Source organism: Qipengyuania xiapuensis (assembly GCF_019711395.1).
Lineage (GTDB): Bacteria > Pseudomonadota > Alphaproteobacteria > Sphingomonadales > Sphingomonadaceae > Qipengyuania > Qipengyuania xiapuensis.
On sequence record NZ_JAIGNL010000001.1, the window covers coordinates 1,209,755 to 1,232,335 of the forward strand.

Annotated in this window: 22 protein-coding genes and 1 tRNA gene; 14 read left to right on the forward strand and 9 right to left on the reverse strand. The window is 63.8% G+C overall.

Annotation, left to right across the window (positions count from 1 at the left end):
• Positions 1-3 precede the first annotated feature (3 nt).
• The 3 genes from K3163_RS06130 to K3163_RS06140 form a co-directional block, all read right to left on the reverse strand.
• The gene (locus K3163_RS06130; RefSeq protein ID WP_221428737.1) at positions 4-789 is read right to left on the reverse strand and encodes an enoyl-CoA hydratase-related protein; all 786 of its coding nucleotides are present in this window, start codon (positions 787-789) and stop codon (positions 4-6) included.
• A 78-nt stretch (positions 790-867) separates the two neighbouring features.
• Complete coding sequence (locus tag K3163_RS06135) at positions 868-2,376, reverse strand: acetyl-CoA acetyltransferase (RefSeq protein WP_221553520.1); 1,509 nt, start codon at positions 2,374-2,376, stop codon at positions 868-870.
• A gap of 46 nt (positions 2,377-2,422) precedes the next feature.
• Positions 2,423-2,497, reverse strand: a tRNA-Gln gene (locus K3163_RS06140).
• Positions 2,498-2,577: 80 nt separating this feature from the next.
• On the opposite strand from K3163_RS06140, the gene argE reads away from it, so the two are divergent.
• Positions 2,578-3,729, forward strand: a complete 1,152-nt coding sequence (argE, locus tag K3163_RS06145; protein WP_221553521.1) for an acetylornithine deacetylase — start codon at positions 2,578-2,580, stop codon at positions 3,727-3,729.
• Here argE and yghU read toward each other — a convergent pair whose 3' ends face one another.
• Positions 3,730-4,581: a glutathione-dependent disulfide-bond oxidoreductase gene (gene yghU / locus K3163_RS06150; RefSeq protein ID WP_221553522.1), complete on the reverse strand. Its 852-nt coding sequence runs from the start codon at positions 4,579-4,581 to the stop codon at positions 3,730-3,732.
• A 94-nt stretch (positions 4,582-4,675) separates the two neighbouring features.
• On the opposite strand from yghU, the gene K3163_RS06155 reads away from it, so the two are divergent.
• The 3 genes from K3163_RS06155 to K3163_RS06165 all read left to right on the forward strand — a co-directional run bounded on the left by K3163_RS06155 (position 4,676) and on the right by K3163_RS06165 (position 9,462).
• Positions 4,676-5,677, forward strand: coding sequence for a DNA topoisomerase IB (locus K3163_RS06155; RefSeq protein WP_247712472.1), 1,002 nt, complete (start codon positions 4,676-4,678; stop codon positions 5,675-5,677).
• A gap of 273 nt (positions 5,678-5,950) precedes the next feature.
• Positions 5,951-8,011, forward strand: coding sequence for an NAD(+) synthase (locus K3163_RS06160; protein ID WP_221553983.1), 2,061 nt, complete (start codon positions 5,951-5,953; stop codon positions 8,009-8,011).
• 107 nt (positions 8,012-8,118) lie between these two features.
• On the forward strand, positions 8,119-9,462 hold the full coding sequence (locus K3163_RS06165; RefSeq protein WP_221553524.1) for an MFS transporter: 1,344 nt from the start codon (positions 8,119-8,121) through the stop codon (positions 9,460-9,462).
• Between the two features lie 60 nt (positions 9,463-9,522).
• Here the strand turns inward: K3163_RS06165 and K3163_RS06170 are convergent, their stop codons facing one another.
• The 3 genes from K3163_RS06170 to K3163_RS06180 are packed head-to-tail and all read right to left on the reverse strand — an operon-like array spanning position 9,523 to position 11,279.
• Entirely contained in the window at positions 9,523-9,942 is a 420-nt protein-coding gene (locus tag K3163_RS06170; RefSeq protein WP_221553525.1) for a DoxX family protein, read from the reverse strand.
• Between the two features lie 27 nt (positions 9,943-9,969).
• A complete protein-coding gene (locus tag K3163_RS06175; RefSeq protein ID WP_221428730.1) occupies positions 9,970-10,563 on the reverse strand; it encodes an FMN-dependent NADH-azoreductase in 594 nt (197 codons plus the stop codon).
• A gap of 14 nt (positions 10,564-10,577) precedes the next feature.
• Positions 10,578-11,279, reverse strand: coding sequence for a pirin family protein (locus K3163_RS06180; RefSeq protein ID WP_221428729.1), 702 nt, complete (start codon positions 11,277-11,279; stop codon positions 10,578-10,580).
• A gap of 129 nt (positions 11,280-11,408) precedes the next feature.
• Here K3163_RS06180 and K3163_RS06185 point away from each other — a divergent pair, with 129 nt between their 5' ends.
• On the forward strand, positions 11,409-12,323 hold the full coding sequence (locus tag K3163_RS06185) for a LysR family transcriptional regulator (RefSeq protein WP_221553526.1): 915 nt from the start codon (positions 11,409-11,411) through the stop codon (positions 12,321-12,323).
• Here K3163_RS06185 and K3163_RS06190 read toward each other — a convergent pair.
• Both K3163_RS06190 and K3163_RS06195 read right to left on the reverse strand, forming a co-directional pair.
• Complete coding sequence (locus K3163_RS06190; protein WP_221428727.1) at positions 12,320-13,399, reverse strand: branched-chain amino acid aminotransferase; 1,080 nt, start codon at positions 13,397-13,399, stop codon at positions 12,320-12,322. The genes K3163_RS06185 and K3163_RS06190 overlap by 4 nt on opposite strands.
• A gap of 429 nt (positions 13,400-13,828) precedes the next feature.
• Positions 13,829-14,401: a hypothetical protein gene (locus tag K3163_RS06195; RefSeq protein ID WP_221553527.1), complete on the reverse strand. Its 573-nt coding sequence runs from the start codon at positions 14,399-14,401 to the stop codon at positions 13,829-13,831.
• A gap of 34 nt (positions 14,402-14,435) precedes the next feature.
• On the opposite strand from K3163_RS06195, the gene K3163_RS06200 reads away from it, so the two are divergent.
• From K3163_RS06200 to bioB, 9 genes are all read left to right on the forward strand, one after another.
• Positions 14,436-15,173 (forward strand): TlyA family RNA methyltransferase, encoded by a 738-nt coding sequence (locus tag K3163_RS06200; RefSeq protein ID WP_221553528.1) that lies wholly within the window; start codon positions 14,436-14,438, stop codon positions 15,171-15,173.
• A 100-nt stretch (positions 15,174-15,273) separates the two neighbouring features.
• Complete coding sequence (locus K3163_RS06205; RefSeq protein ID WP_221553529.1) at positions 15,274-15,897, forward strand: DUF2975 domain-containing protein; 624 nt, start codon at positions 15,274-15,276, stop codon at positions 15,895-15,897.
• Positions 15,897-16,130, forward strand: coding sequence for a helix-turn-helix domain-containing protein (locus K3163_RS06210; RefSeq protein ID WP_221428723.1), 234 nt, complete (start codon positions 15,897-15,899; stop codon positions 16,128-16,130). The genes K3163_RS06205 and K3163_RS06210 overlap by 1 nt, the downstream gene beginning before the upstream one ends.
• 54 nt (positions 16,131-16,184) lie before the next feature.
• The gene (locus K3163_RS06215; RefSeq protein ID WP_221428722.1) at positions 16,185-17,717 is read left to right on the forward strand and encodes an acyl-CoA carboxylase subunit beta; all 1,533 of its coding nucleotides are present in this window, start codon (positions 16,185-16,187) and stop codon (positions 17,715-17,717) included.
• 1 nt (position 17,718) lies between these two features.
• Positions 17,719-17,946, forward strand: coding sequence for a hypothetical protein (locus tag K3163_RS06220; protein WP_221428721.1), 228 nt, complete (start codon positions 17,719-17,721; stop codon positions 17,944-17,946).
• Positions 17,943-18,392 (forward strand): methylmalonyl-CoA epimerase, encoded by a 450-nt coding sequence (gene mce, locus K3163_RS06225; protein WP_221553530.1) that lies wholly within the window; start codon positions 17,943-17,945, stop codon positions 18,390-18,392. Before K3163_RS06220 ends, mce begins: the two co-directional genes overlap by 4 nt.
• Before the next feature lie 33 nt (positions 18,393-18,425).
• Positions 18,426-18,932 (forward strand): hypothetical protein, encoded by a 507-nt coding sequence (locus K3163_RS06230; RefSeq protein ID WP_221553531.1) that lies wholly within the window; start codon positions 18,426-18,428, stop codon positions 18,930-18,932.
• Between the two features lie 44 nt (positions 18,933-18,976).
• Positions 18,977-21,226: a methylmalonyl-CoA mutase gene (scpA, locus tag K3163_RS06235; RefSeq protein WP_221553532.1), complete on the forward strand. Its 2,250-nt coding sequence runs from the start codon at positions 18,977-18,979 to the stop codon at positions 21,224-21,226.
• Between the two features lie 220 nt (positions 21,227-21,446).
• Positions 21,447-22,457 (forward strand): biotin synthase BioB, encoded by a 1,011-nt coding sequence (gene bioB, locus K3163_RS06240; protein WP_221553533.1) that lies wholly within the window; start codon positions 21,447-21,449, stop codon positions 22,455-22,457.
• Positions 22,458-22,581: the final 124 nt, after the last annotated feature.

Here is a 22,581-nt window from a genome sequence, read left to right on the forward strand (position 1 = left end):
TGCTCAGGCGCCCTTGAATTCGGCCTTGCGCTTCTGGAGGAAAGCGAGCGCACCTTCGACGGCGTCCTGGGTATTGCCGGCCTCGCGCTGGGCCTTGGCCTCTGCCGCGAGAGTGGCGGTGAAATCGGCTTCGAGACCGGAGCGCAGCGTCTGCTTCATGAGGCCGAGCGCCACCGTCGGACCCTTGGCGAGACGCTCGACGAGCGCCTGCGCCTCTGCTTCCAGCGCATCGTCCTCGACGCACTTGTAGATCAGGCCGATGCGCTCCGCTTCTTCGCCGTGGATCTTCTCGCCCAGCATCATCATGCGGGTGGCCTGGGCAGTGCCGATCAGGCGCGGGAGCATCCAGCTCGACCCGCCGTCGGGAACGAGGCCGATATTGGCAAAGGCCTGGAGGAAATAGCCGCTCTTGCCGGCGAGCACGAAGTCCGCTGCGAGCGCGATCGAGCAACCGACGCCTGCTGCCGGACCCTGCACGACCGAGACCACGGGTACGGGCGCGGTGGCGAGCGCCTGGACCATCGGGTTGTAGTGCTGGCTGAGCGAGGCAAAGGCGCGGTCCCCTCCGCTCACGGACATCTCCGCATTGGCGGCAAGGTCTGCACCCGAACAGAAGGCGCGGCCTTCGCCCTTCATCAGCACGGCTCGCGCATCGCCGAGATCGCGCAGGGCGGCAAAGATTTCATCCGCCATTGCCGGAGGGCAGGCGTTGAGCCGCTCGGGCCGGTTGAGCGTGATGGTCAGGATGTCACCTGCACGTTCGGCCCGGATCATTTCGAAATCGCTCATTGCTCGCTCCCTGGAATCTTCTCTCGCTGACCTCTTGGGCAAATCGGTCTGCGATTGCAACCGAATGCGCGCGGGCGCTTACCCGGATTTCTGCCAGATGCCCATGTCATCCGCGTCTCGCACGATGCTGCCGGCGGTTCCGACCGGCTCGATCTTGCCATCGGTGAGGAAAGCGATGGTGGATGCATCGTAGCCCGGCACCAGCGCCAGCGTCCGCGCGCCATCGGACGTTCTTGCCACGACCACTCCCGAACGCGGCGTGCCGTCGCGCCCGTAGTGGACGGTATAGCTCTCGACCGTCGCCTCGCCTGCGTAGCCTTCGTCCAGGGCCGGCACGTCTCCCCGGCGATCGTCGGCCTCGGCCTGGTAGTCGAAGTCCTGCGGGAAGGCGGCTCCGGTCGGCGCGCCGGAAACCAGTATCGTGTGGTTGTGCGTCGCGTATCCGCCGTTGGCAAAAAGCAGGCCCTTATCGGATGTGCCGCGCAACCGGCGGACCATCTCCACGACCGCGTGGCTCATGTAGTTGCCGATCGGGCCGCCGCCGAAAGTCAGTCCGCCAAAGACAGTCGCAGGCTTGTCGAGCGGCCATCGCAGCACGCGCCTCGCCATCTTGGGCACGCAGGGAAAGCATGAGTAAAGCTCGACATGCGCGAGGTCGTCTGCGCCCACGCCGTTGAGCTGCATCGTCCGCTCGATCGAGGTGGCGAGGCTGGGCGAGGCGTCATAGCGGTCGCGGGCAAGGAAATTGCCGCTCTCGTGCGCCGCTACGCCGTGCCCGAGGAAGACGAGTGCATCATCGGCAAGGCCCCGCTCGCGCGCCTCGGCAAGGCTGGTGACGATGAAGCCTGCTCCCTGGTTCACCGATGAATTGGCGACCTGCAGCTTGGTGTAGGGAAAGGCGATGGGCCGGTTCGAGGCCGATGGCGTCACGACGTCTTCGGCGCTCACCGGCTGCCTGATCCACGCGCCCTCATTGCCTGCCGCGACCTCGCTCATGCGCGACCAGATCGCACCGCTTTCGGCCTGCCCCTCCTCGAGCGTCTGCCCATAGGCCGCGCGGCCTGCGTTCTCGTAAAGCGGATAGACATCGGTCGGCACGACGAGGCCGTAACTCTGGGCATAGCCCGTGCGCTTGCGGTGGCTGGCATCGCGCAGTGCGTTGGGCTTGCTGCCGTCCTCGCGCGGTTTCATCGCGGCCAGCTTGGCTGCGGTGCGCAGCGCTTCTCCGCCAACGACCGCGCAGACACTGGCTTCGCCGCGCGCAATCCTGTTCGCGGCTTCGTGCAATAGAAGGATCGGACTGTCGCCATTGGGCATGGCGGTCTGCATCCGGTGCGCGGGATCGATCCCGAGCAATTCCGCAAGCTTTCCGTCGACCGGATTGAGCTGCGGCCAGGCGAGCTGCGCGACAACGGCAAGCGAATCGCAGGTCCCCAGCCATCCGCCGCCCGCGTCATCGTCGGCCAGTTTCAATGCTTCCGCCATCAGATGGACGGGATCGAGACCGTCGCCGGGGTCCTCCGGCCGGTCGTTGATCTGGCCGACGCCGATGATGACGGGGGTTTTGCGCGGGTCTGTTTCGCTCATCCCGCAAGGCTTAGCGGGGCGGAGCGATTTCGCAAATGTGGGAGAGTGGCTGGGGTGGCAGGGATCGAACCTGCGAATGTCGGTACCAAAAACCGATGCCTTACCACTTGGCTACACCCCAGCAGGCGGGCGCTCCTATAGCGCGCTGGGCGACAATGTGAAGGGGTAGCGGCGCGCGAAATGATGGGCGATAACCCCTGCATGACCGATACCGCGACAGCCCGCTCGATTCTGGAAACGCTGGTCGGTTTCGACACGGTTTCCTCGCGCAGCAATATCGACCTGATCGACTGGGTCGAGGCATACCTCGCCGAGCACGGCGTGGAGGCGGAGCGCGTGCTCGGAGAAGGCGGGAAGAAGGCCAATCTCTTCGCCACCTGCGGCCCTGCGGCAGAAGGCGGGGTGATCCTTTCGGGGCACAGCGATGTCGTTCCGGTCGAAGGGCAGGACTGGAGCAGCGACCCGTGGACCCTGCGCGAGGCCGACGGGAAATATTTCGGCCGCGGGACCTGCGACATGAAGGGCTTCATCGCGCTGGCGCTGGCCTATGTCCCGCAGTTCGTGCGTGGTTCGAAGCCGGTGCACCTTGCGATCAGCTATGACGAGGAAATCGGCTGCAAGGGCGCACCTGCAATGATCGAGCGTATGGCGGCCAAGATCCCCGCGCCGCGCCTCGCGGTGATCGGCGAGCCGAGCAGCATGAAGATCATCACCGGCCACAAGGGCATCGCCGCGTTCGAGGTCAATGTGACCGGGCACGAAGCGCACAGCTCGCTGGTCGATCACGGCATTTCGGCGAACATGATCGCGGTCCGCCTGATGGCGAAGCTCTACGAGATCGCCGACGAGCTCGCGCGCAATGCCGATACCTCCAACGGCTTCGACCCGCCGCAGGCGACGCTGACCATCGGCCAGATGCACGGGGGCACGGCGATCAATATACTCGCCGGCCACGCGCGCTTCATCTTCGACCTGCGCTGTCCTCCCGATGTCGATGCCGACGCGGTGCTCGCGCCGTTCAAGGAGCTTTGCGCGAAGCTGGACGCGGAGATGAAGTCGCGTTTCCCCGATACGGGGATCGAATTCGCCCAGCTCGCCTCGGCCCCGCCCATGACCTCTGCGGGCAGCGAGGATGCGGTGGCATTCGTGCGGCAATTGACGGGCGAGAATGCTCCGCCCTCGCAGGTCGCCTATGGCGCCGAGGGCGGGCAATTCCAGCAGGCCGGTTTCCCGACCCTGATATGTGGTCCGGGCTCGATCGAGCAGGCGCACCAGCCCGACGAGTGGATTGCGATTTCCCAGTTCGAGGAAGGCGCCCGCTTCATGGAGCGCCTTGCCCGGGCTCTCGCCTGATCAGAGCTTCTTGCCCTCGAAATCGGCGGCCGAGTGCCGTTCGAGAAGCTGCGTGTCTTCATCGCCCCACGCCTTGTTGACGATCCGTCCACGCTTCACCGCAGGACGCGCGGCAATCTGCTTCGCCCAGCGGGCAACGTTTTCGTATTCGTCGATCGAGAGGAATTTCTTCGCCTCGTTGTAGATCGTGCCTTCGACGAAGGGCGCCATCCAGGGCCAGGCGGCGATGTCGGCGATCGTGTAGTCCTTGCCGCCGAGGTATTCGCTCTTCGCGAGGCGCTGGTCGGCAACGTCGAACAGGCGCTTCGTTTCCATCGCGTAGCGGTTGATGGGGTACTCGTACTTCTCCGGCGCGTAGGCGTAGAAATGGCCGAAGCCGCCGCCGATGAAGGGTGCGCTGCCGATCTGCCAGAAAAGCCAGCTGAGCACTTCGGGCCGCGTGTGGTCGGTCGGCAGGAAGGCGCCGAACTTCTCCGCGAGGTGCATCAGGATCGCACCGCTTTCGAAGATGCGAACGGGCTCGTCGCCGCTGCGGTCGAGCAGGGCGGGGATCTTCGAATTGGGGTTCACGTCGACAAAGCCGCTGGTGAACTGCACGCCGTCACCGATGTTGATCGTGTAGGCATCGTATTCCGCGCCCGAATGGCCTGCTTCGAGCAGCTCCTCGAACATCACCGTCGCCTTCACGCCATTGGGCGTGGCGAGCGAATAGAGCTGGAAATCATGCTCGCCCGAGGGGAGGTCCTTCTCCTCGCGCGCGCCGGCGGTGGGGCGGTTGATATTGGCGAACCTGCCGCCGCTTTCGGTGTCGACGCTCCAGACTTCGGGCGGGGTGTAGGTGGGATCGGCCAAGCTCTTTCTCCTGTTTGGTCGGTGGCTATTACGCCCAACCGTTCGTCGCAAGATGGGGAACGGATACAGCCATGCCACGGTTCTTGCCTTCGCTATGACGAAGCTCATCTATGTCGACGACCAGCTGCCCGGCATCACCCGCAAGGGTGCGGGGAAGGGATGGGCTTACTATTGTCCGAAGGGCGAGCTCATCACCGACCGGGCGGAGAAGCAGCGCCTGAACGCGATTGCCCTGCCTCCGGCTTACACGGATGCGTGGTTCTGCCCTGCTCCCAACGGGCACATCCTCGCCACGGGGATCGATGCCAAGGGGCGCAAGCAGTATCGCTATCACCCCGATTTCAGGACCGCGCGCGAAAGCGAGAAGTTCGACAACTGCCTCGTATTCGGCAACCTGCTGCCGCTGGTCCGCAAGCGGGTGGAAGAGGACCTCAGCGGCCGCAAGCTCACCCGCGAGCGTGCGATCGCAAGCGTGGTGCGCCTGCTCGATCTGGGTGCCGTGCGTGTCGGCAACGAGGGATATGCGGAGAAGAACAAGAGTTTCGGCGCGACGACGCTTCGCCGCCGCCATGCCGAGGTGACGGGCAAGACGCTCCGCCTGCGCTACAAGGGCAAGTCCGGCAGCATGCGCGAGGTCACGCTGACCGACGGGAGCCTCGCCAGCATCGTGCGCAAGATGCAGGACCTGCCCGGGCAGAACGTCTTCAAATATGTCGACGAGGATGGCGATGTGCAGGCCGTCGGCTCGTCCGACGTGAACGAATATCTCGAAGAGTGCATGGGAGAGCGCTTCACCGCGAAGAACTTCCGCACCTGGCACGCGAGTGTCATGGGCTTCGAATGCCTGCGCACGGGCGAGGGCGCGATGCCGATGAAGGCCGTGCTCGAATGCGTGGCCGGACAGCTCGGCAATACGCCCGCCGTCACCCGCAAAAGCTACATCCACCCTGCCGTGATCGAGCTTGTCGAGCGGCAGGAGGAATGGCGAGACGGACTTCAACTGCCGCGCGCAACCCGCTGGCTCACCCGCGAGGAGCGCGGCCTGATCGAATTGCTGCAGGAAAGCCCGAGCGCCGCTGATTTGCTGGCGGCCTGACAGGCCTTGCAGTAATTATCTTTTAGAGATAATTGCCTGTTCATGCACCTTGCGGGACAGAAGCTCAAAGCGTGGCGCCTCGCGCAGCAACCGCCTCTTTCGGCGGAAGAATTTGCTGCGCGTCACGGCTTCAAGACGCAGACGGTGTTCGGTTGGGAAAGCAAGGGGCGGGTGGCACGCGCCGATGCGCAGCGCAAGCTGGCTCAGCTAGGCATCTGCCAGCCAGCCGACTGGATCGAACCCGCCGCACCCGAAAAGAAAGATACCAAGCGCATGGCGAAATCAGGCACGCATCCCTTTTTCGATCTGCACACGCATGGCTTCGTCCGCGTGGCGGCGGCCACTCCCAAGGTCCGCACGGCCGATGTCGCCTACAATGCCGAAGGGATCATCGAGCAGGCGAAGCTGGCCGACGAGCGCGGTGTCGACCTGCTGCTCTTCCCCGAGCTTTCGCTTTCCTCCTACGCCATCGACGATCTTCATTTGCAGACCGCGATGCTTGAAGCGGTCGAGCGGCACATGGGCGAGATTTGCGAGGCGTCGCGTTCGCTTGCTCCCGTGCTGGTGATCGGTGCTCCGCTGCGGCGCAATGGCCGGATCTACAATTGCGCGGTGGTGATCACCCGCGGGCAGATCCTCGGCGTGGTGCCCAAGAGCTACCTGCCCAACTACCGCGAGTATTACGAGAAGCGCTGGTTCAGCCACGGACGCGATTGCGTGGGTCTCGAGATCGAGCTGCGCGGCGAAACGCTTCCCTTCGGCACCGACCTGCTGTTCGAAGCGTCGGACATGCCGGGCTTCGTCTTCGGTATCGAGATCTGCGAGGACTACTGGTCGCCCAATCCGCCAGGCACGCTGGCCGCGCTTGCGGGAGCGACCATCCTCCTCAACCTCTCCGCCTCGAACATCACTATCGGCAAGTCGGACGAGCGGCACATGCTCTCGCGCGCAAGTTCGAGCCGCTCGGTCTGCGCCTATGCCTATTCGGCGAGCGGCTATGGCGAGAGCACGACCGATCTCGCGTGGGACGGGCAGGGGATGATCTACGAGCTGGGCGACCTGCTGGTCGAAAGCACCCGCTTCGATCTCGAGCCGGAGATGTGCGTCGCCGATATCGACACCAAGCGGGTGCTCGCAGAACGCATGCGGATGCAGACCTGGGGCGATGCTGCCGATGCCGCAGGACGGCCCGAGGATTGGTACCGCCGTGTCCCGTTCGATCACGGCCACGCGCCGAAGGATATTGGTCTGGAGCGACCCGTGCGCCGCTTCCCCTTCGTTCCAAATCGGCAGGAGAAGCTCGACGAGGATTGCTACGAGGCCTTCAACATCCAGGTCGACGGGCTCATGCGCCGGATCGAGGCGACGCGGCCCAAGTGCCTCACCATCGGTATCTCGGGCGGGCTCGACAGCACGCATGCGCTGCTGGTGGCGGCAAAGGCGATGGACCGGCTCGGCCGCCCGCGCACCGATATTCGCGGCTACACCATGCCCGGCTTCGCCACTTCGGAAGGCACGAAGTCGAACGCGTGGAAACTGATGAAAGCCTTCGGCATCACCGCCGAGGAAATCGACATCAAACCGACCGCGACCATGATGCTCGAGAATATCGGCCATGCCTTTGCCGACGGCGAGCCGGTCTATGACGTGACCTTCGAGAACGTACAGGCGGGCCTCAGGACCGACTACCTCTTCCGCCTCGCCGGGCAGCACGGCGGCTGGGTCATCGGCACGGGCGACCTGTCGGAGCTGGCGCTGGGCTGGTGCACCTATGGCGTGGGCGACCAGATGAGCCATTATGGCGTCAATGCGGGCGTGCCCAAGACGCTCATCCAGTATCTCATCCGCTGGACCATCACGACCGAGCAGTTCGACCACGGCGTCGATGAAATCCTCGACGCCATTCTCGACACCGAGATCAGCCCCGAGCTCGTCCCGGCAGGCGCGGACGGTACGATCCAGAGCACGCAATCGATCATCGGTCCCTACGAACTCAACGATTTTTTCCTGCATCACGTGATCCGCTGGGGACAAAGCCCGAGCCATGTCGCCTTCCTCGCCTGGCATGCATGGAAGGATGCGAAGGCAGGGCAGTGGCCGATCGGCTTCCCCGAAGAGGGAAAGAACGAATACGATCTCGCCAAGATAACCAAATGGCTGGAAAACTTCGTGAAACGCTTCTTCGGCTTCAGCCAGTTCAAGCGCAGCGCATTGCCCAACGGGCCCAAGGTGAGCGCTGGCGGAGCCCTGTCCCCGCGCGGCGACTGGCGCGCGCCGAGCGATGCCGTGGCCGACATCTGGCTCGAGGACCTGCGCGAGAACCTGCCCGGCTGATCTTGCGCGAAACCGCCGATTGGGGCAGCGTTCGGCTTATCGGATCGTAGGGACGCGATCGGCCAAGGGCATATAGCCAGCCGACACTCTGACCAAGGGGGTACGGGATGGCATCAGCCGCGTCCGCGAATTCGCTCATTCTCGAAACAAGCCAGCGCCTGCGGCTTTTCACGCTTTTCATCCTCTACGTCGGGCAGGGCATGCCCATCGGCCTCTTCTGGTTCGCGATCCCTGCGTGGATGGCGGTGAACGGTGCTTCGGCGGCCGATGTCGGGTCAGTCGCCGCACTGACGGCGCTGCCGTGGTCACTGAAGCTGGTGAACGGCTTCATCATGGACCGCTATACCTTCCTGCCGATGGGACGCAGGCGGATCTGGATCCTCGGCGCGCAGCTGGTGATGATCGCCTTCCTGCTTGCCGCTTCGGTGATCGATCCGACGGTGAGCGATGTCGCCGTCCTCGGCACGATCGGCTTCGCCGTGAACATGGCGACCACCTTCCAGGACGTTGCCGTCGACGGTCTCGCCGTCGATATCATGACCGAAGGAGAGCGCGCCCGAGGCGCGGGCATGATGTTCGGCGGGCAGGCGATCGGGATTGCTTCGGCGACCGCGATTTGCGGCTTCGTGATCGAGGATTTCGGCGCACCTGCGGCCTTCCTGATCGTGGCGGCGCTGTTGCTCGCGCTGAGTACCTATGTCGCCTTCTTCCGCGAGCGGGGCGGCGAGCGCGTGTTGCCCTGGAGCAGGGGCGAGGCGCATGAGCGCAACCTCGAAATCCAGCTCGGCGCCTGGTGGCCGATCCTGAAGTCCACCTTCAACTCGATGCGGCGCGGGGTGAGCCTGCTCTGGATACCCTGCCTGTTCGGCAGGGGCGTGCTCTACGGCGGCTTTACCGGTGCAACGCCCCTGATCGGGGCCAATTATGCCGGCTGGGATACCTCGGAAATCGCCGCGCTGACCGCCACGGCAGGCCTCGTGGCGGGCGTCTTGTGCATGACACTGGGCGGCTGGCTCGGCGACAAGTTCGGGGCCAAGCGGATCGGCGTGATGTGGCTGGCGAGCGGCATCGGCCTGTGCACGGTCATGTTCCTCGGTGTCGAATTCTGGAGCAATTCGACCTTCTTCATGGCCTTCGTCTACCTCTGGATCCCGCTCGACATGCTGATCACCGTGGCGCTGCTGCCGATCTCCATGCGGTTGTGCGACCCCACCGTCGCGGCGACCCAGTTCACCATCTACATGGCGGTGTCGAACTTCGGCATTTCATTCGGCGCCTTCATGCTCGGCCGGACCGACGCGATGGGCGGATTGTCGAGCATCTTCGTCGTCGTGGGTACGGGCCTGACGATCGCCCTGACGATCCTGGTGACGGCCAAATTCCCGAGGCGGCCCGAATATTACGAGATACAGAAGCGGCGCGAGATCGTGTCCGCGCACAAGCCTGCCTGAATGCATAAAGCCCGCCGGGAGCAGGTGCTCTCCGGCGGGCTCTCGAACTTTGTCTTCGGGTCAGCCGCGATCGAGGCTGTATCGACCCGGGCCCGACAGGGCGACGGCGAACATGCCGCCTGCGATGGCGAGGTTCTTGAGGAACATCGTCAGCTCCATCTGCTGCGAGAAATCGCGATGGAAAATGACCGCGGCGAGCACCGTGAAGACGCCCAGTGCGGTTGCCGCGAAGCGGGCCTTGAAGCCAACCGCGAGCATGAGGCCCGCACCGATTTCCAGCGCCACCGTGCCGATATAGACCAGCTCGGGAAGCGGCAGGCCCATGGCGGCGATGTAACCGACCGTACCTTCCATCCCGCCAAGCTTGTTCACGCCGGCAAGGATGAAGAGGGCGGCAAGCATGACACGTGCTGCGAGCAGCACCACGTCATTCCTGGAGCCGGTGGTCGCTGCGCCGTCGATCGTGGTTGCAGTGTTCATTGTACTTCCCCTTTTACTTGACCTGCCTCAGGCGGCGAGGCGTTCGACCTGGTCGTGTGCTTCGGCGATCTTCTCTTCGCCGCCTTCACCCATGATGCCGTCCGCTGCGACGACTTCGACATCCTGGATGCCGAGGAAGCCGAGGAAGAACTTGAGCCACGGGGTCATGAAGTCGAAGTCGCTGCCCACCGGCGTGCCGCCCGATGCGGCCGTGATGTAGGCCTTCTTGCCCGTCAGCAGGCCTTCCGGACCGTTGGCGGTGTACTGGAAAGTGGTGCCGGCGCGGGCGACGAGGTCGGCCCATGCCTTGACGGTCGCGGGAACCGAGAAGTTGTAGATCGGCACGCTGAACACCAGCGTATCGGCATTCTGCAGCTCATCGATCAGCTCGTCGGCAATCTTGGCGAGCTCATGCTGCTCGGGCGAACGCTCGGCATAAGGGGCGAGGTTCGCCGCGAAGCGGTCCTCGTCGATGAAGGGAATGTCGTTCTTCGACAGGTCGCGGGTCACGACGCTTGCGCCCTGCTTGGCTGCGAGACCTTCGACAAGCTTGGTGCCGAGGCTGCGCGAGACGCTCTCGCCGTTACGGATGCTGGCGGTGATGTGGAGGATATTGCTCATGTGTGGTCTCCTGTTCAGGCTGCGTCGACGAGGACGAGTTCGCTGTCCTCGAGCGCGGTGATGGTGATGGTGTCTTCCTTGGTGATGGCGAGGCCGTCGCGGGCCTTTGCCTCGATGTCGCCCACGCGGATGCTGCCGGTGGCGGGCACGAGATAGAGGTGCCGGTCGGCGGTGCGCGGGGTGTAGGTCACGCTCTCGCCGGCCTTCACCGTCGCGCCGAGCACGCGGGCGTCGGTGCGGATCTTCAGGGCGTCGTCATCGTTGGCAGCGCCGCTGGCGAGGGGGACGAACTGGCCTGCGCGGTCACCCTTGGGGAACTTGCGTGCGCCCCAGTCGGGATCGCCGCCACGCTCGGACGGGATGATCCAGATCTGGAAGAGGGTGGTTTCCTCGTCCTCGAGGTTGAACTCCGAATGCGCGACACCGCGTCCGGCGCTCATCACCTGGACGTCGCCGGCCTCGGTGCGGCCTTCATTGCCCATGCTGTCGCGGTGCGTGATCGCGCCGGTGCGGACATAGGTGATGATTTCCATGTCCTGGTGCGGGTGGGTCGGAAAGCCGCTCTTCGGGGCGATCTTGTCGTCGTTCCAGACGCGCAGCGCGCCCCAGTTCATGCGGGACGGATCGTGATAGCCGGCGAAAGAGAAGTGGTGGTTCGCGTCGAGCCAGCCATGGTTGGCCGAGCCGAGGCTTTCGAAGGGACGATGTTCGATCATGCTTGGTCTCCTGAAAATGGTCGGGAGGATTGCTTCGTTGGACCAAGAGTTAGGCGTTGCCTCGCGTTCCGAAAACTGCGATAAAACACGGCAAGATGTTCAGGAAATACGAACAGTGAAGCGCTCGCGATGAAATTGGGTGAGCCGAGCCTAGACCAGATCCGCATCTTCCTCGCGGTGGCGGAGGAGGGCAGCTTCGGTGCGGCTGCACGCAAGATGGGGCGCGCGGTCTCGGCGGTCAGCTACGGCATCTCTCAGATGGAGGCACAGCTGGGCGTCACCCTTTTCGCCCGCGAAGGTTCGCGCAGGCCGGTGTTGACCGAGGAAGGCAAGGGCCTGCTGGCCGAGGCCAAGGCGGTCGCGGATGGAATCGATACTCTGCTGGCCAAGACGCAGGGGCTCCATGCGGGGCTCGAAAGCGAGGTCTCGCTGGTCGTCGATGTCATGCTGCCCGGTGAAGTGACGGCGAGCGTGCTGCGCGATTTCCGCCGTCTCTACCCCAACGTCGCCCTGCGCCTGCAGGTCGAGGCGCTGGGGGCTGTGGCAGCCTGCCTGCTCGACGGCAGCGCGGACCTCGCGATCGGCGGGCCGGTGCTGGCGGACCATGCCGAACTCGAAAGACAGGCTATCGGAGCGGTTGAACTGGTGCCGGTTGCTTCGCCCGATCATCCGCTGTCACGCTCGGGCGTGAAGCCGGGCGAGAGCCGCAAGCACCTCCAGCTCGTGCTAACGGATCGGTCACCGCTGACCGAGGGACGCGAGTTTTCGGTCCTTGCGCCCGAAAGCTGGCGGCTGGCGGACCTCGGCGCAAAGCATGCACTGCTCAAGGAAGGGATCGGCTGGGGCAATATGCCGCGCCACATGGTCTGCGGCGATATCGATGAGGGGCGGCTGTGCGAGCTCGACCTGCCCGAAAAGCCGGGCGCGAATTACATATTGAGCGCGCTGTGGCGCCGTGATGCGCGTCCGGGTCCCGCGACCAGCTGGCTGATCGACGCGATCCGTGAACAATTGGGCAAATGCAGCGGGGCCGAAGCCGTCTAGAGCTTGGTCACCCAGCCGTGGGTGTCTTCGACCTTGCCCTTCTGGATGCCGACGAGCTTCTCGCGGATCTTGTTGGTCATCTGGCCGATCCCTCCGCTGCCGATATGGAATTCGCCATCGGGGCCGAGGACGGTGCCGACCGGGGTGACGACAGCCGCGGTGCCGCAGGCCATCGTCTCGAGCAGCTTGCCCGTGGTCGCATCGGCGCGCCACTGGTCGATGCTGTAGGGCTCCTCGCGTACCTGCAGGCCTTCTTCGCGCAACAGCTCGATCAGGCTGTTGCGGGTGATGCCGGGCAGGATCGTGCCGGTGAGCGGCGGCGTGATTACCGTGCCATCGTCGAAGACGAAGAACAGGTTCATTCCGCCCAGTTCCTCGACCCACTTCTTCTCGACCGCATCGAGGAAGACCACCTGGTCGCAGCCGTTCTCGATGCCTTCGGCCTGCGGGACGAGGCTTGCGGCGTAATTGCCGCCGGTCTTCGCCGCGCCGGTGCCGCCGGGGGCTGCGCGCGTGTAGTTGCGGCTGACCCAGATCTTCACCGGCTTCGCGCCGCCCTTGAAATAGGGGCCGACGGGGCTGGCGATCAGGATATACTTGTACTGCTTGGCCGGACGCACGCCGAGGAAGGCTTCCGAGGCAAACATGAAGGGGCGCAGGTAAAGCGAGCCGTCGGGATCGCCAGGCACCCAGTCACGATCGGCGGCAACTAGCTGGCGGATCGATTCGAGGAACAGTTCCTCGGGCAGGTCGGGCATCGCCATGCGGCGTGCGCTTTCGTTGAAGCGGCGCGCGTTCTGTTCGGGGCGGAAGAGGGCGAGCGTATCGTCACCCTGCTTGTAGGCCTTCATCCCCTCGAAGATTTCTTGGGCGTAGTGCAGCACGGCAGCTGCCGGATCGAGGCTGATCGCCTCGCGCGGGCCGAGCGTTGCCTTGTGCCAGCCGCCCTTTGCCTCGTCATAGTCGATCACGACCATGTGGTCGGTGAACAGCTTGCCGAAACCGGGGTCCTTCAACGCCTGTTCGCGCTTGTCGGCGGGCGTGGGGGCGGGATGGGGGATGTGCTCGAAATTCATGCCCGCGCGGTTAGTGTGAGTAGGCGCGCAGGGCAAGTTTTCTAGGGCCAAAAATGAGAAGGGCAGCTCCATCCTGAGATGGTGCTGCCCTTTTCATGGTCAGCGGCGGAAGCGCCGCTCACGAAGTCTCTAAGGGTATGGAATTACCGATAGTACCTCGCGCGGAAACTTGCCGACCTCTCTGCTGAACCATGAGACATCGGATCACCTCCTTTCGCGCTAGTGAGCTAGAAGCCTTATCAGGGGCTCCAAGATCGCGTTCGCCGCTGATCTTGTGCACAATTTGAGTCGTTTCGGGATGCAAAACAAGGCTTGCAAAAAAGTTTTCCCACGTCAGAATTGGCGTTTGTGGCTCGGAGCGTTCTCCGACCCTTTTTCATGTCCGCTTATGGCGGGGTCCGCAGTCGGCAGCCCGGACAGGGAATCGGGTCAGCGACATTCCTCGATGACGCGGGTCACTTCGGCCCATGGCGGAAGGTAGAGTGTGGATAACCCGGGAGTTTCCACAGCGAATCGACCGCGGGTCCGCGCCATGGCATCGAGCAGGGGGTCTGTCGGCCTGACGACAGCCTGGACCCAGCCCTCGCGCGCGTCGGCCGGTACCAGGCGTTCGGTGGATTCCGTGCGGAACTGGATCGCCGTTGCGTTGGCTGCGTCGCCGGCCACCGAAAGGAGCATCCCGATCTCGGGCGAGCAGTCCATCTGGAACTTCACCTCTTTGTCGGCGCCCACATATTCCGCAACCTTGAGGCCGCTTCCGCTCCGGTAGCGCCAATTGCCAGCTGTGCGCGGCGCATCGATCCAGTTCTCGAACTGGGCGGCGGCAGCGGGCGCCGGAGACGGTGTCGGTGTCGGCTCGGGCCGCGGAGCCTGCGTCACCGGCGTCGGGCTCGGGCTCGGGCTCGGCGCAGGCGTGGAATCGGGTGCGGGCACGCAAGCGGCAATGGCGAGCGCGCCAGTAGCGAGCAGCGAGAGGGCGATGGCGGTGCGCGAGGCTTTCATGCTTCCCCAATGCTCGCTAACGGCTTTGTTTCCTATGTCGAAAAAACGTCGCCTCGATCAGATGCTCGTCGACCGCGGGCTCGTGGAAAGCCGGACCCGCGCACAGGCGCTGGTGATGGCGGGCCTCGTCTTTTCGGGCGAGCAGAAGCTGGCCAAGCCCGGCCAGCAGATGGCCGAGGACGCGCCGCTCGAAGTACGCGGGCGCGACCATCCCTGGGTTTCGCGCGGCGGCATCAAGCTGGCGCATGCGATCGAGCATTTCGGGCTCGATCCCAAGGGCGTCACCGCGATGGATATCGGCAGCTCGACCGGCGGCTTCACCGACGTGTTGCTGCAGGGCGGGGCTAGCCACGTCTTCGCGGTCGACAGCGGGACAAACCAGCTCGCGTGGAAGCTGCGGCAGGATGAGCGGGTGACCGTGCTCGAACAGACGAGCGCGCGTATCCTGACGTCCGAGATGATCGATAGGCCCGTCACCTGGGTGGTGTGCGATGCGAGCTTCATCGGCCTCGCCAAGGTGCTCGAGCGTCCGCTCGAACTCGCCGAACGGGACTGCCGCCTCGTCGCGCTGATCAAGCCGCAATTCGAAGTCGGCCGGGACGAGGTGGGCAAGAAAGGTGTCGTCAGCGACCCCGCTCTCCACCAGCGCGTCTGCGACGAAATTCGCGAGTGGGCAGAGGGGCTCGGCTTCGAGGTGCAGGGCATTGTCGAAAGCCCGATCAAGGGACCGGAAGGCAATGTGGAGTTCCTGATAAGCACTCATCGATCTTAGTGCTTCGCAACATCGAATTTACGTAAAACATAAAAAATACCTTGCGAATCGTTATGGCCTGAGTCTACATGCGCTCATCAAATCCGATGAGGGCAAGACAATGAATGCAATTTGGGTAAGACGTTTCGTCGATGTGCTGGTGGCGATGTTCGCGCTGGTGATCCTTGGGTCGCTGATCCAGCTTGTCGGCTCGATCATGGGCGACACATTCGGCACAGTGACGTGGGAAGCTTCGGGCCATCCGGGTCCGGAAATCGCGATCGGCGATGCTGCCGCCTTTTCAGCGAAGACCGGCGATCTTTCGGTTGAAGGCCTCTACATCGTGAACGCCATCTACTGGCTCGCCCGGCTGGTGGTGCTGGGGCTGATGCTTGCGGTGTTCGTCAAGCTGCGCGGCATTCTCGGGCGCATCGCGTCGAGCGACATGTTCAACGATGCCAATGTCGACGCATTGCGCCGGATCGGCTGGTTCCTGCTGATCGCCAGCCTCGTATCGATCGGCGCCACGATCATCGTGCAGGCCGGGATGCTCAAGGCCCTGCCACCGATCGAGGGCATCAAGGTCCACCCGTCGATCAGCTGGGATGCAAAGGGCGTCAACAACATCTGGCTCGAATACGAACCGCCGATCCTGCCCTTGCTGATGGCATTCATCGCCTTCCTGTCATCCTCCGCCTTCCGGCTCGGAATGAACTTCCGCGAAGACAGCGAGAGTGTGGTCTGATGGCGATCGTCACCAATCTCGATGTCATGATGGCGAAGCGGAAGGTCAGCTTGAAAGAGCTGGCCGACCGCATCGGCATTTCCAACACCAACCTCTCGCTGCTCAAGACCGGAAAAGTGCAGGGCGTGCGCTACAAGACGCTCGACGCGATTTGTCGTGAGCTCGACTGCCAGCCCGGCGATATCCTCGAATATCGACCCGGCGAGGAAGAAGAAGAGGCGGGCGGCGATTGACGTTACCACGCTCCCCGCTCTAGGCGCTTCGCCGAGAGTTCAAACGGAGAGAACATGTCCGCCAATATCGCCGAAATGGAACGCCGCCGCGCCGCAGCCGAGCTGGGTGGCGGCGAGAAGCGCATCGCCGCACAGCACGCCAAGGGCAAGCTGACCGCGCGCGAGCGGCTCGACGTGCTGCTGGACGAAGGCAGCTTCGAAGAGCTCGACCGTTACGTCGAACATGACTGCGTCGATTTCGGCATGGAGAAGCAGCGCATCCCGGGCGACGGCGTGGTCACCGGATCGGGCACGATCAACGGCCGTCTCGTCTATGTTTTCAGCCAGGATTTCACCGTCTTCGGCGGCTCTCTTTCCAAGCGTCATGCGGAGAAAATCTGCAAGGTGATGGACACCGCGATGAAGGTCGGCGCTCCCGTCATCGGCCTCAACGACAGTGGTGGCGCGCGCATCCAGGAAGGCGTGGCCTCGCTCGGCGGCTATGCCGAGGTGTTCCAGCGCAACGTGCTCGCATCGGGCGTGGTGCCGCAGATCAGCCTCATCATGGGCCCGTGCGCGGGTGGCGCGGTTTACAGCCCCGCGATGACCGACTTCATCTTCATGGTGGAGGACAGCTCCTACATGTTCGTCACCGGTCCCGACGTGGTGAAGACGGTGACCAACGAGGTCGTGACGCAGGAAGAGCTGGGCGGGGCGAAAACGCACACCACCAAGACCTCCGTTGCCGACAACAGCTTCGAAAACGACATCGAGACGCTGCTCGCGACGCGCAATTTCTTCGATTACCTGCCGCTGTCGAACCGCGAGGACGTGCCCGAGCGACCGACCAGCGATCCGTGGGACCGCATGGAGGACAGCCTCGACACGTTGATCCCCGACAATGCCAACCAGCCCTATGACATGCACGAAGTCATCAGGAAGACGCTGGACGAGGGCGATTTCTTCGAGATCCAGCCGAACCATGCCGCCAACATCATCTGCGGCTTCGGCCGGGTGGAAGGGCGCACGGTGGGCGTTGTGGCGAACCAGCCGATGGTGCTCGCCGGCGTGCTCGACATCAATTCCTCGAAGAAGGCCGCGCGCTTCGTGCGCTTCTGCGATGCCTTCGAAATCCCGATCCTGACCTTCGTCGACGTGCCCGGCTTTCTTCCCGGCACCGCGCAGGAGCACAATGGCATCATCAAGCACGGCGCGAAGCTGCTCTTCGCCTATGCCGAGGCGACCGTGCCCAAGATCACCGTCATCACCCGCAAGGCCTATGGCGGCGCCTACGACGTGATGGCCTCCAAGCACCTGCGCGGCGACCTCAACTACGCATGGCCCACCGCCGAGATCGCCGTGATGGGCGCGAAGGGTGCGGTGGAGATCATCTTCCGCCAGGACCGCGACGATCCCGACAAGATCGCCGAGAAGACCAAGGAATACGAAGACCGCTTCGCCAACCCCTTCGTGGCAGCCCAGCGCGGCTATATCGACGAGGTGATCTACCCGCACTCGACCCGCAAGCGGATCGCGCTGGGGCTACGCAAGCTGCGGACGAAGCAGCTTGAGAACCCGTGGAAGAAGCACGACAATATTCCGCTGTGATATGGAAACGCTAGGCAAGCTCTTGATCTTCGGTGTCCTCGTAGGTTGGGCCGCGAATATCATCGGGGCCTTTGCGACCGGCAAGATCGTGCGTTTTCCTTCGAGGCTGGTTGTCTTTTTCGATCGGGAGGAGGATCGTGGAGCGTTCTACGTCCAGATGATCGTCACGACCATCTTCTCCCTTTTCAGCCTAGGCCTTCTTCTGGCAATTTTTTGGGAAGTTCTATGAAACTCGGCCGTCTCAACCACATTGGCGTCGCCACGCCCTCGATCGAAGAATCGATCCGCTATTACCGCGATGTCATGGGCGCGACCTCGTTCCACAAGCCCTTCGATCTCGAGGCGCAGGGGGTGAAAGTCTGCTTCGTCGACACGCCCGGCGAGAACGGAACCAACGGCACGCAGATCGAGCTGATCGAGCCGCTTGGCCCTGACAGCCCCATCGCGAAATTCCTCGAGAAGAACCCCGCCGGCGCGCAGCATCACCTGTGCTACGAGGTCGAGGATATCGAGGACGCGCGCAAGTGGTTCGAGGACATGGGCAAGCGCATCCTCGGCCCCACCCGCATCGGCGCGCACGGCACGCCCATCTTCTTCCTCCACCCGAAGGACATGATGGGCCAGCTCACCGAAATCATGGAAACGCCCAAGGAAACCGCGCACTGGTCGAACTGAGGCCAGCGGCATTCCTACCGGGGAGGGGTGTGAATGTTCGAGTGGAATGAGGCCAAGCCGCTGCGCTGGGGTGACCTGCGCCGTTCCTACGCCGACTATGCGCGGAGGAGCCGGGAGCAGAACGAGGGCTGGGCAGGCATCGTGTCGCTCGTCATGCTCAATGCCATGATCGTCGGGCTGGCGTGGGCCATATTCTACGGGCCGGGCCTGCAAGCGGACGGCTTCCTGTATCAGAACGCGCCGCCCGATCCGGACATGGGCAAGTACTACCGCTGGGTCGGGTGGGGGCTGATCGGCATTGGCGGATGGACCGTGCTGTCGAACTTCTTCATCGCGGGCCGCGAGGGCATGGGATTGGGCCGTTACGTGAAGAGCCTGTGGGTGGCAGCGACCCTGGTCTTGGCCGGGGTGCTCGCGCACGCTGCGGCCCACCAGTACGACCGCTGGTTCGCGATCCACGGGGCGATGACCGTGGAGGAAATCGAGGCAGCGTCCGCCTGGACCGGGCCGGGCCTGCCCAAGCTTGAAGAGCTTTTCTAATCGGCGGCTTTTCTGCGCATAGGAATGCGTTTAGGGGAGGCCGCATGACCGACAAGCCGACATATGACGACTGGAAGCCCCTTGCCGACAAGGAGGTGAAGGGCCGCGACCTCACCTGGCACACGCCCGAGGGTATCGAGGTGAAACCGCTCTACACGAGCGAGGATACGCAAGCGATCGACCCCGGCGTTCCCGGCATCGCGCCGTTCACGCGCGGGCCCTATGCCTCGATGTACACCGGCCGTCCGTGGACCATCCGCCAGTATGCGGGCTTCTCGACCGCCGAGGAATCGAACGCTTTCTATCGCCGCAACCTCGCGGCGGGCCAGAAGGGCCTTTCGGTCGCTTTCGACCTCGCCACGCACCGCGGCTATGACAGCGACCACCCGCGCGTGGTCGGCGATGTCGGCAAGGCGGGTGTCGCGATCGACACCGTGCGCGACATGGAAATCCTGTTCGACCAGATCCCGCTCGACACCATGAGCGTGTCGATGACGATGAACGGCGCGGTGATCCCCGTGCTCGCCTTCTACATCGTCGCAGCAGAGCGGCAGGGGGTGAGCCAGGAGAAGCTCGCCGGGACCATCCAGAACGACATCCTCAAGGAGTTCATGGTCCGCAACACCTATATCTACCCGCCCGAACCGAGCATGCGGATCGTCTCCGACATCATCGCATATACCTCGGCCAACATGCCGAAATTCAACAGCATTTCGATCTCGGGCTATCACATGCACGAGGCCGGGGCGACCGCCGTGCAGGAACTCGCCTTCACCATCGCCGACGGCAAGGAATACGCCAAGCGCGCGATGGAAGCGGGGCTGGATATCGATGCCTTCGCGCCGCGCCTGTCCTTCTTCTGGGGCATCGGCATGAACTTCTTCATGGAGATCGCCAAGATGCGCGCCGCGCGTGCGCTGTGGCACGATGTCATGGAAGGGCTGGGGGCGCAGAACCCCAAGTCGAAGATGCTGCGCACCCACTGCCAGACCAGCGGTGTCTCGCTGCAGGAGCAGGACCCTTACAACAATGTCATCCGCACCACGATCGAGGCGATGGCAGCGGTGCTGGGCGGCACGCAGTCGCTCCACACCAACGCGCTGGACGAGGCGATCGCACTGCCGACCGACTTCTCCGCCCGCATCGCGCGCAACACGCAGCTGGTGATCCAGGAAGAGACCGGCATCACCAATGTCGCCGATCCGCTGGGCGGTAGCTATTACATCGAGAGCCTCACCGCCGCTCTGGTGGACGAGGCCCGCAAGCTGCTCGAAGAGGTCGAGGCGGCAGGCGGCATGACCGAATATGTCGCCAGCGGTAAGCCCAAGGCGCAGATCGAGGAAGCGGCCGCCGCCAAGCAGGCCTCCGTCGACAAGGGCAATACGGTCATCGTGGGCGTCAACAAGTACCGCCTGCCGACCGAGGCCGATATCGACACGCTCGACATCGACAACCACGCGGTGCGCGAGAGCCAGATCGCGCGCATTAGGAAGGTGCGCGAGGCGCGTGACGAGGACGCCTGCCAGGCTGCACTCAAGGCGCTGACCGAGGCAGCCAAGGCCGATCCCACCGCAGCCCGCGCGAAGTTCGCCGAGGGACGCGACGAACGGGGCGTGCCGCTGCGTCCGTCGCAGATGGCGGAGCTCCAGTCGGGCGGCGACATCAACCTGCTTGCCCGCGCGGTCGAATGTGCGCGCCACAACGCCACGCTTGGCGAGATTTCGGCGGCCATGGAAGAGGCCTTCGGGCGCTATGACACCACGCCCAAGCCCGTCAGCGGCGTCTATTCCAGCGCCTATGCGGGCGATCCCTATTACCGCCGGGTGGTGGAAGGCGTCATGGCCGTCCAGCGCCGCCTCGGCCGCGCACCGCGTCTGATGGTCGCCAAGATGGGCCAGGACGGCCACGATCGCGGGGCGAACGTGATTGCCAGCGCCTTTGCCGACATGGGCTTCGACGTGGTCTCCGGCCCCCTGTTCCAGACGCCCGAGGAAACCGCAGCGATGGCTCTCGACCACGATGTCGACGCCATCGGCGCGAGCAGCCTCGCGGCGGGCCACAAGACGCTCATTCCCGAACTCATCAACCACCTGCGCGATGCAGGCCGGGCGGACATCAAGGTGATCGCCGGCGGCGTGATCCCGCAGAAGGACTACGACTTCCTGCGCGATGCAGGCGTGCAGGGCATCTACGGCCCGGGCAGCAACGTGGTCGAGTGCGCGGCGGACGTGCTGCGCCTGCTCGGCCACAACATGCCGCCTGCCGGAGAGGATCTGGATGAGGCGGCGGAGTGAGGCCGCGCCGGGTAGTTCTCTTTCTTGTTTGCTCGGTTGCTTATTGGATAATCGGCCTGTCCTGGGCAGGCCAAGCCACCTACTATTGGGCTGCAGATTCTGAATTCGGCCTTACGGACGACATGTCTCCATGGCCTCACAGACTCGTACTACTCGGCTACCTCGGCGCGGTTTTCATTCTCTTTCTAATTCATAAGATTACGAACTCGGGACCAACTGAATGACCCAAATCCGCACCGACTGGACCCGCGAGGAAATCGCGGGACTGTTCGACCTTCCCTTTACCGAGCTGCTTTTCCAGGCCGCCACCGTCCACCGCGAATTCCATCCGCCCGAGCAGATCCAGCTCTGCACGTTGCTGTCGATCAAGACCGGCGGGTGTCCGGAGGATTGCGGCTATTGTTCGCAGTCGGTGAAGGCCGACAGCGGGGTCGAGGCGACCAAGCTGATGGAGGTGCAATCGGTCCTCCAGCGCGCGGCGCAGGCTAAGGACCAGGGCTCGCAGCGCTTCTGCATGGGCGCGGCGTGGCGCAATCCCAAGGACCGCGACATGCCCGCGATCGTCGAGATCGTGAAGGGCGTGCGCGCCATGGGGCTGGAAACCTGCATGACGCTGGGCATGCTGACGCCGAAACAGGCGGACATGCTGAAGGAAGCGGGCCTCGATTACTACAACCACAATGTCGACACGGGCCCCGAATATTACGAGCGCGTGATCTCGACCCGCAATTACCAGGACCGGCTCGACACGCTGCAGAACGTTCGCGATGCGGGCATCAACGTGTGCAGCGGCGGGATCGTCGGCATGGGCGAAACGCGCGAGGACCGGGTGGGCTTCGTCCACACGCTCGCCACGCTCGAACGCCATCCCGAAAGCGTGCCGGTCAATGCGCTGGTACCCGTCAAGGGCACGGTGCTGGGCGACATGCTGGCCGACACGCCGCTCGCCAAGATCGACGATATCGAATTCGTCCGCACCGTGGCGGTCGCGCGGATCACGATGCCGATGAGCATGGTGCGTCTCTCCGCAGGTCGTGAAAGCATGTCTGAGGCCGCCCAGGCACTGTGCTTCATGGCCGGCGCGAACTCGATCTTCACCGGCGACAAGCTGCTCACCGCGCCCAATGCGGGCGACGACAGCGATGCGGCGCTGTTTGCCAAGCTGGGCCTGACGGCATTGGCGCAGGAGGAACCTATGCGGGCTTGCAAGGCAATGGAGCCCGCCGAGTGAGACGAATTGGCCTAACAGTTTGCCTTTTGGGCTTTCTGTTCTCCGCGGCTCTCGCATTTTACGCTTGGAGTTCTCATTCCTGCGAATGGATTGACCAGTCCTTTGAATGCGCGGCCGTCGATCC

Excerpts from the sequence above, each read along its gene's own strand:
- scpA (WP_221553532.1), top strand. The coding sequence starts at position 18,977 with ATGACCGACAAGCCGACATATGACGACTGGAAGCCCCTTGCCGACAAG.
- K3163_RS06165 (WP_221553524.1), top strand. The coding sequence starts at position 8,119 with ATGGCATCAGCCGCGTCCGCGAATTCGCTCATTCTCGAAACAAGCCAG.
- K3163_RS06180 (WP_221428729.1), bottom strand. The coding sequence starts at position 11,279 with ATGATCGAACATCGTCCCTTCGAAAGCCTCGGCTCGGCCAACCATGGC.
- K3163_RS06175 (WP_221428730.1), bottom strand. The coding sequence starts at position 10,563 with ATGAGCAATATCCTCCACATCACCGCCAGCATCCGTAACGGCGAGAGC.
- bioB (WP_221553533.1), top strand. The coding sequence starts at position 21,447 with ATGACCCAAATCCGCACCGACTGGACCCGCGAGGAAATCGCGGGACTG.
- K3163_RS06130 (WP_221428737.1), bottom strand. The coding sequence starts at position 789 with ATGAGCGATTTCGAAATGATCCGGGCCGAACGTGCAGGTGACATCCTG.
- K3163_RS06210 (WP_221428723.1), top strand. The coding sequence starts at position 15,897 with ATGGCGATCGTCACCAATCTCGATGTCATGATGGCGAAGCGGAAGGTC.
- argE (WP_221553521.1), top strand. The coding sequence starts at position 2,578 with ATGACCGATACCGCGACAGCCCGCTCGATTCTGGAAACGCTGGTCGGT.
- mce (WP_221553530.1), top strand. The coding sequence starts at position 17,943 with ATGAAACTCGGCCGTCTCAACCACATTGGCGTCGCCACGCCCTCGATC.
- K3163_RS06200 (WP_221553528.1), top strand. The coding sequence starts at position 14,436 with ATGTCGAAAAAACGTCGCCTCGATCAGATGCTCGTCGACCGCGGGCTC.
- K3163_RS06190 (WP_221428727.1), bottom strand. The coding sequence starts at position 13,399 with ATGAATTTCGAGCACATCCCCCATCCCGCCCCCACGCCCGCCGACAAG.
- K3163_RS06185 (WP_221553526.1), top strand. The coding sequence starts at position 11,409 with ATGAAATTGGGTGAGCCGAGCCTAGACCAGATCCGCATCTTCCTCGCG.
- K3163_RS06160 (WP_221553983.1), top strand. The coding sequence starts at position 5,951 with ATGGCGAAATCAGGCACGCATCCCTTTTTCGATCTGCACACGCATGGC.
- K3163_RS06230 (WP_221553531.1), top strand. The coding sequence starts at position 18,426 with ATGTTCGAGTGGAATGAGGCCAAGCCGCTGCGCTGGGGTGACCTGCGC.
- K3163_RS06205 (WP_221553529.1), top strand. The coding sequence starts at position 15,274 with ATGAATGCAATTTGGGTAAGACGTTTCGTCGATGTGCTGGTGGCGATG.
- K3163_RS06155 (WP_247712472.1), top strand. The coding sequence starts at position 4,676 with ATGACGAAGCTCATCTATGTCGACGACCAGCTGCCCGGCATCACCCGC.
- K3163_RS06220 (WP_221428721.1), top strand. The coding sequence starts at position 17,719 with ATGGAAACGCTAGGCAAGCTCTTGATCTTCGGTGTCCTCGTAGGTTGG.
- K3163_RS06135 (WP_221553520.1), bottom strand. The coding sequence starts at position 2,376 with ATGAGCGAAACAGACCCGCGCAAAACCCCCGTCATCATCGGCGTCGGC.
- K3163_RS06195 (WP_221553527.1), bottom strand. The coding sequence starts at position 14,401 with ATGAAAGCCTCGCGCACCGCCATCGCCCTCTCGCTGCTCGCTACTGGC.
- K3163_RS06215 (WP_221428722.1), top strand. The coding sequence starts at position 16,185 with ATGTCCGCCAATATCGCCGAAATGGAACGCCGCCGCGCCGCAGCCGAG.
- K3163_RS06170 (WP_221553525.1), bottom strand. The coding sequence starts at position 9,942 with ATGAACACTGCAACCACGATCGACGGCGCAGCGACCACCGGCTCCAGG.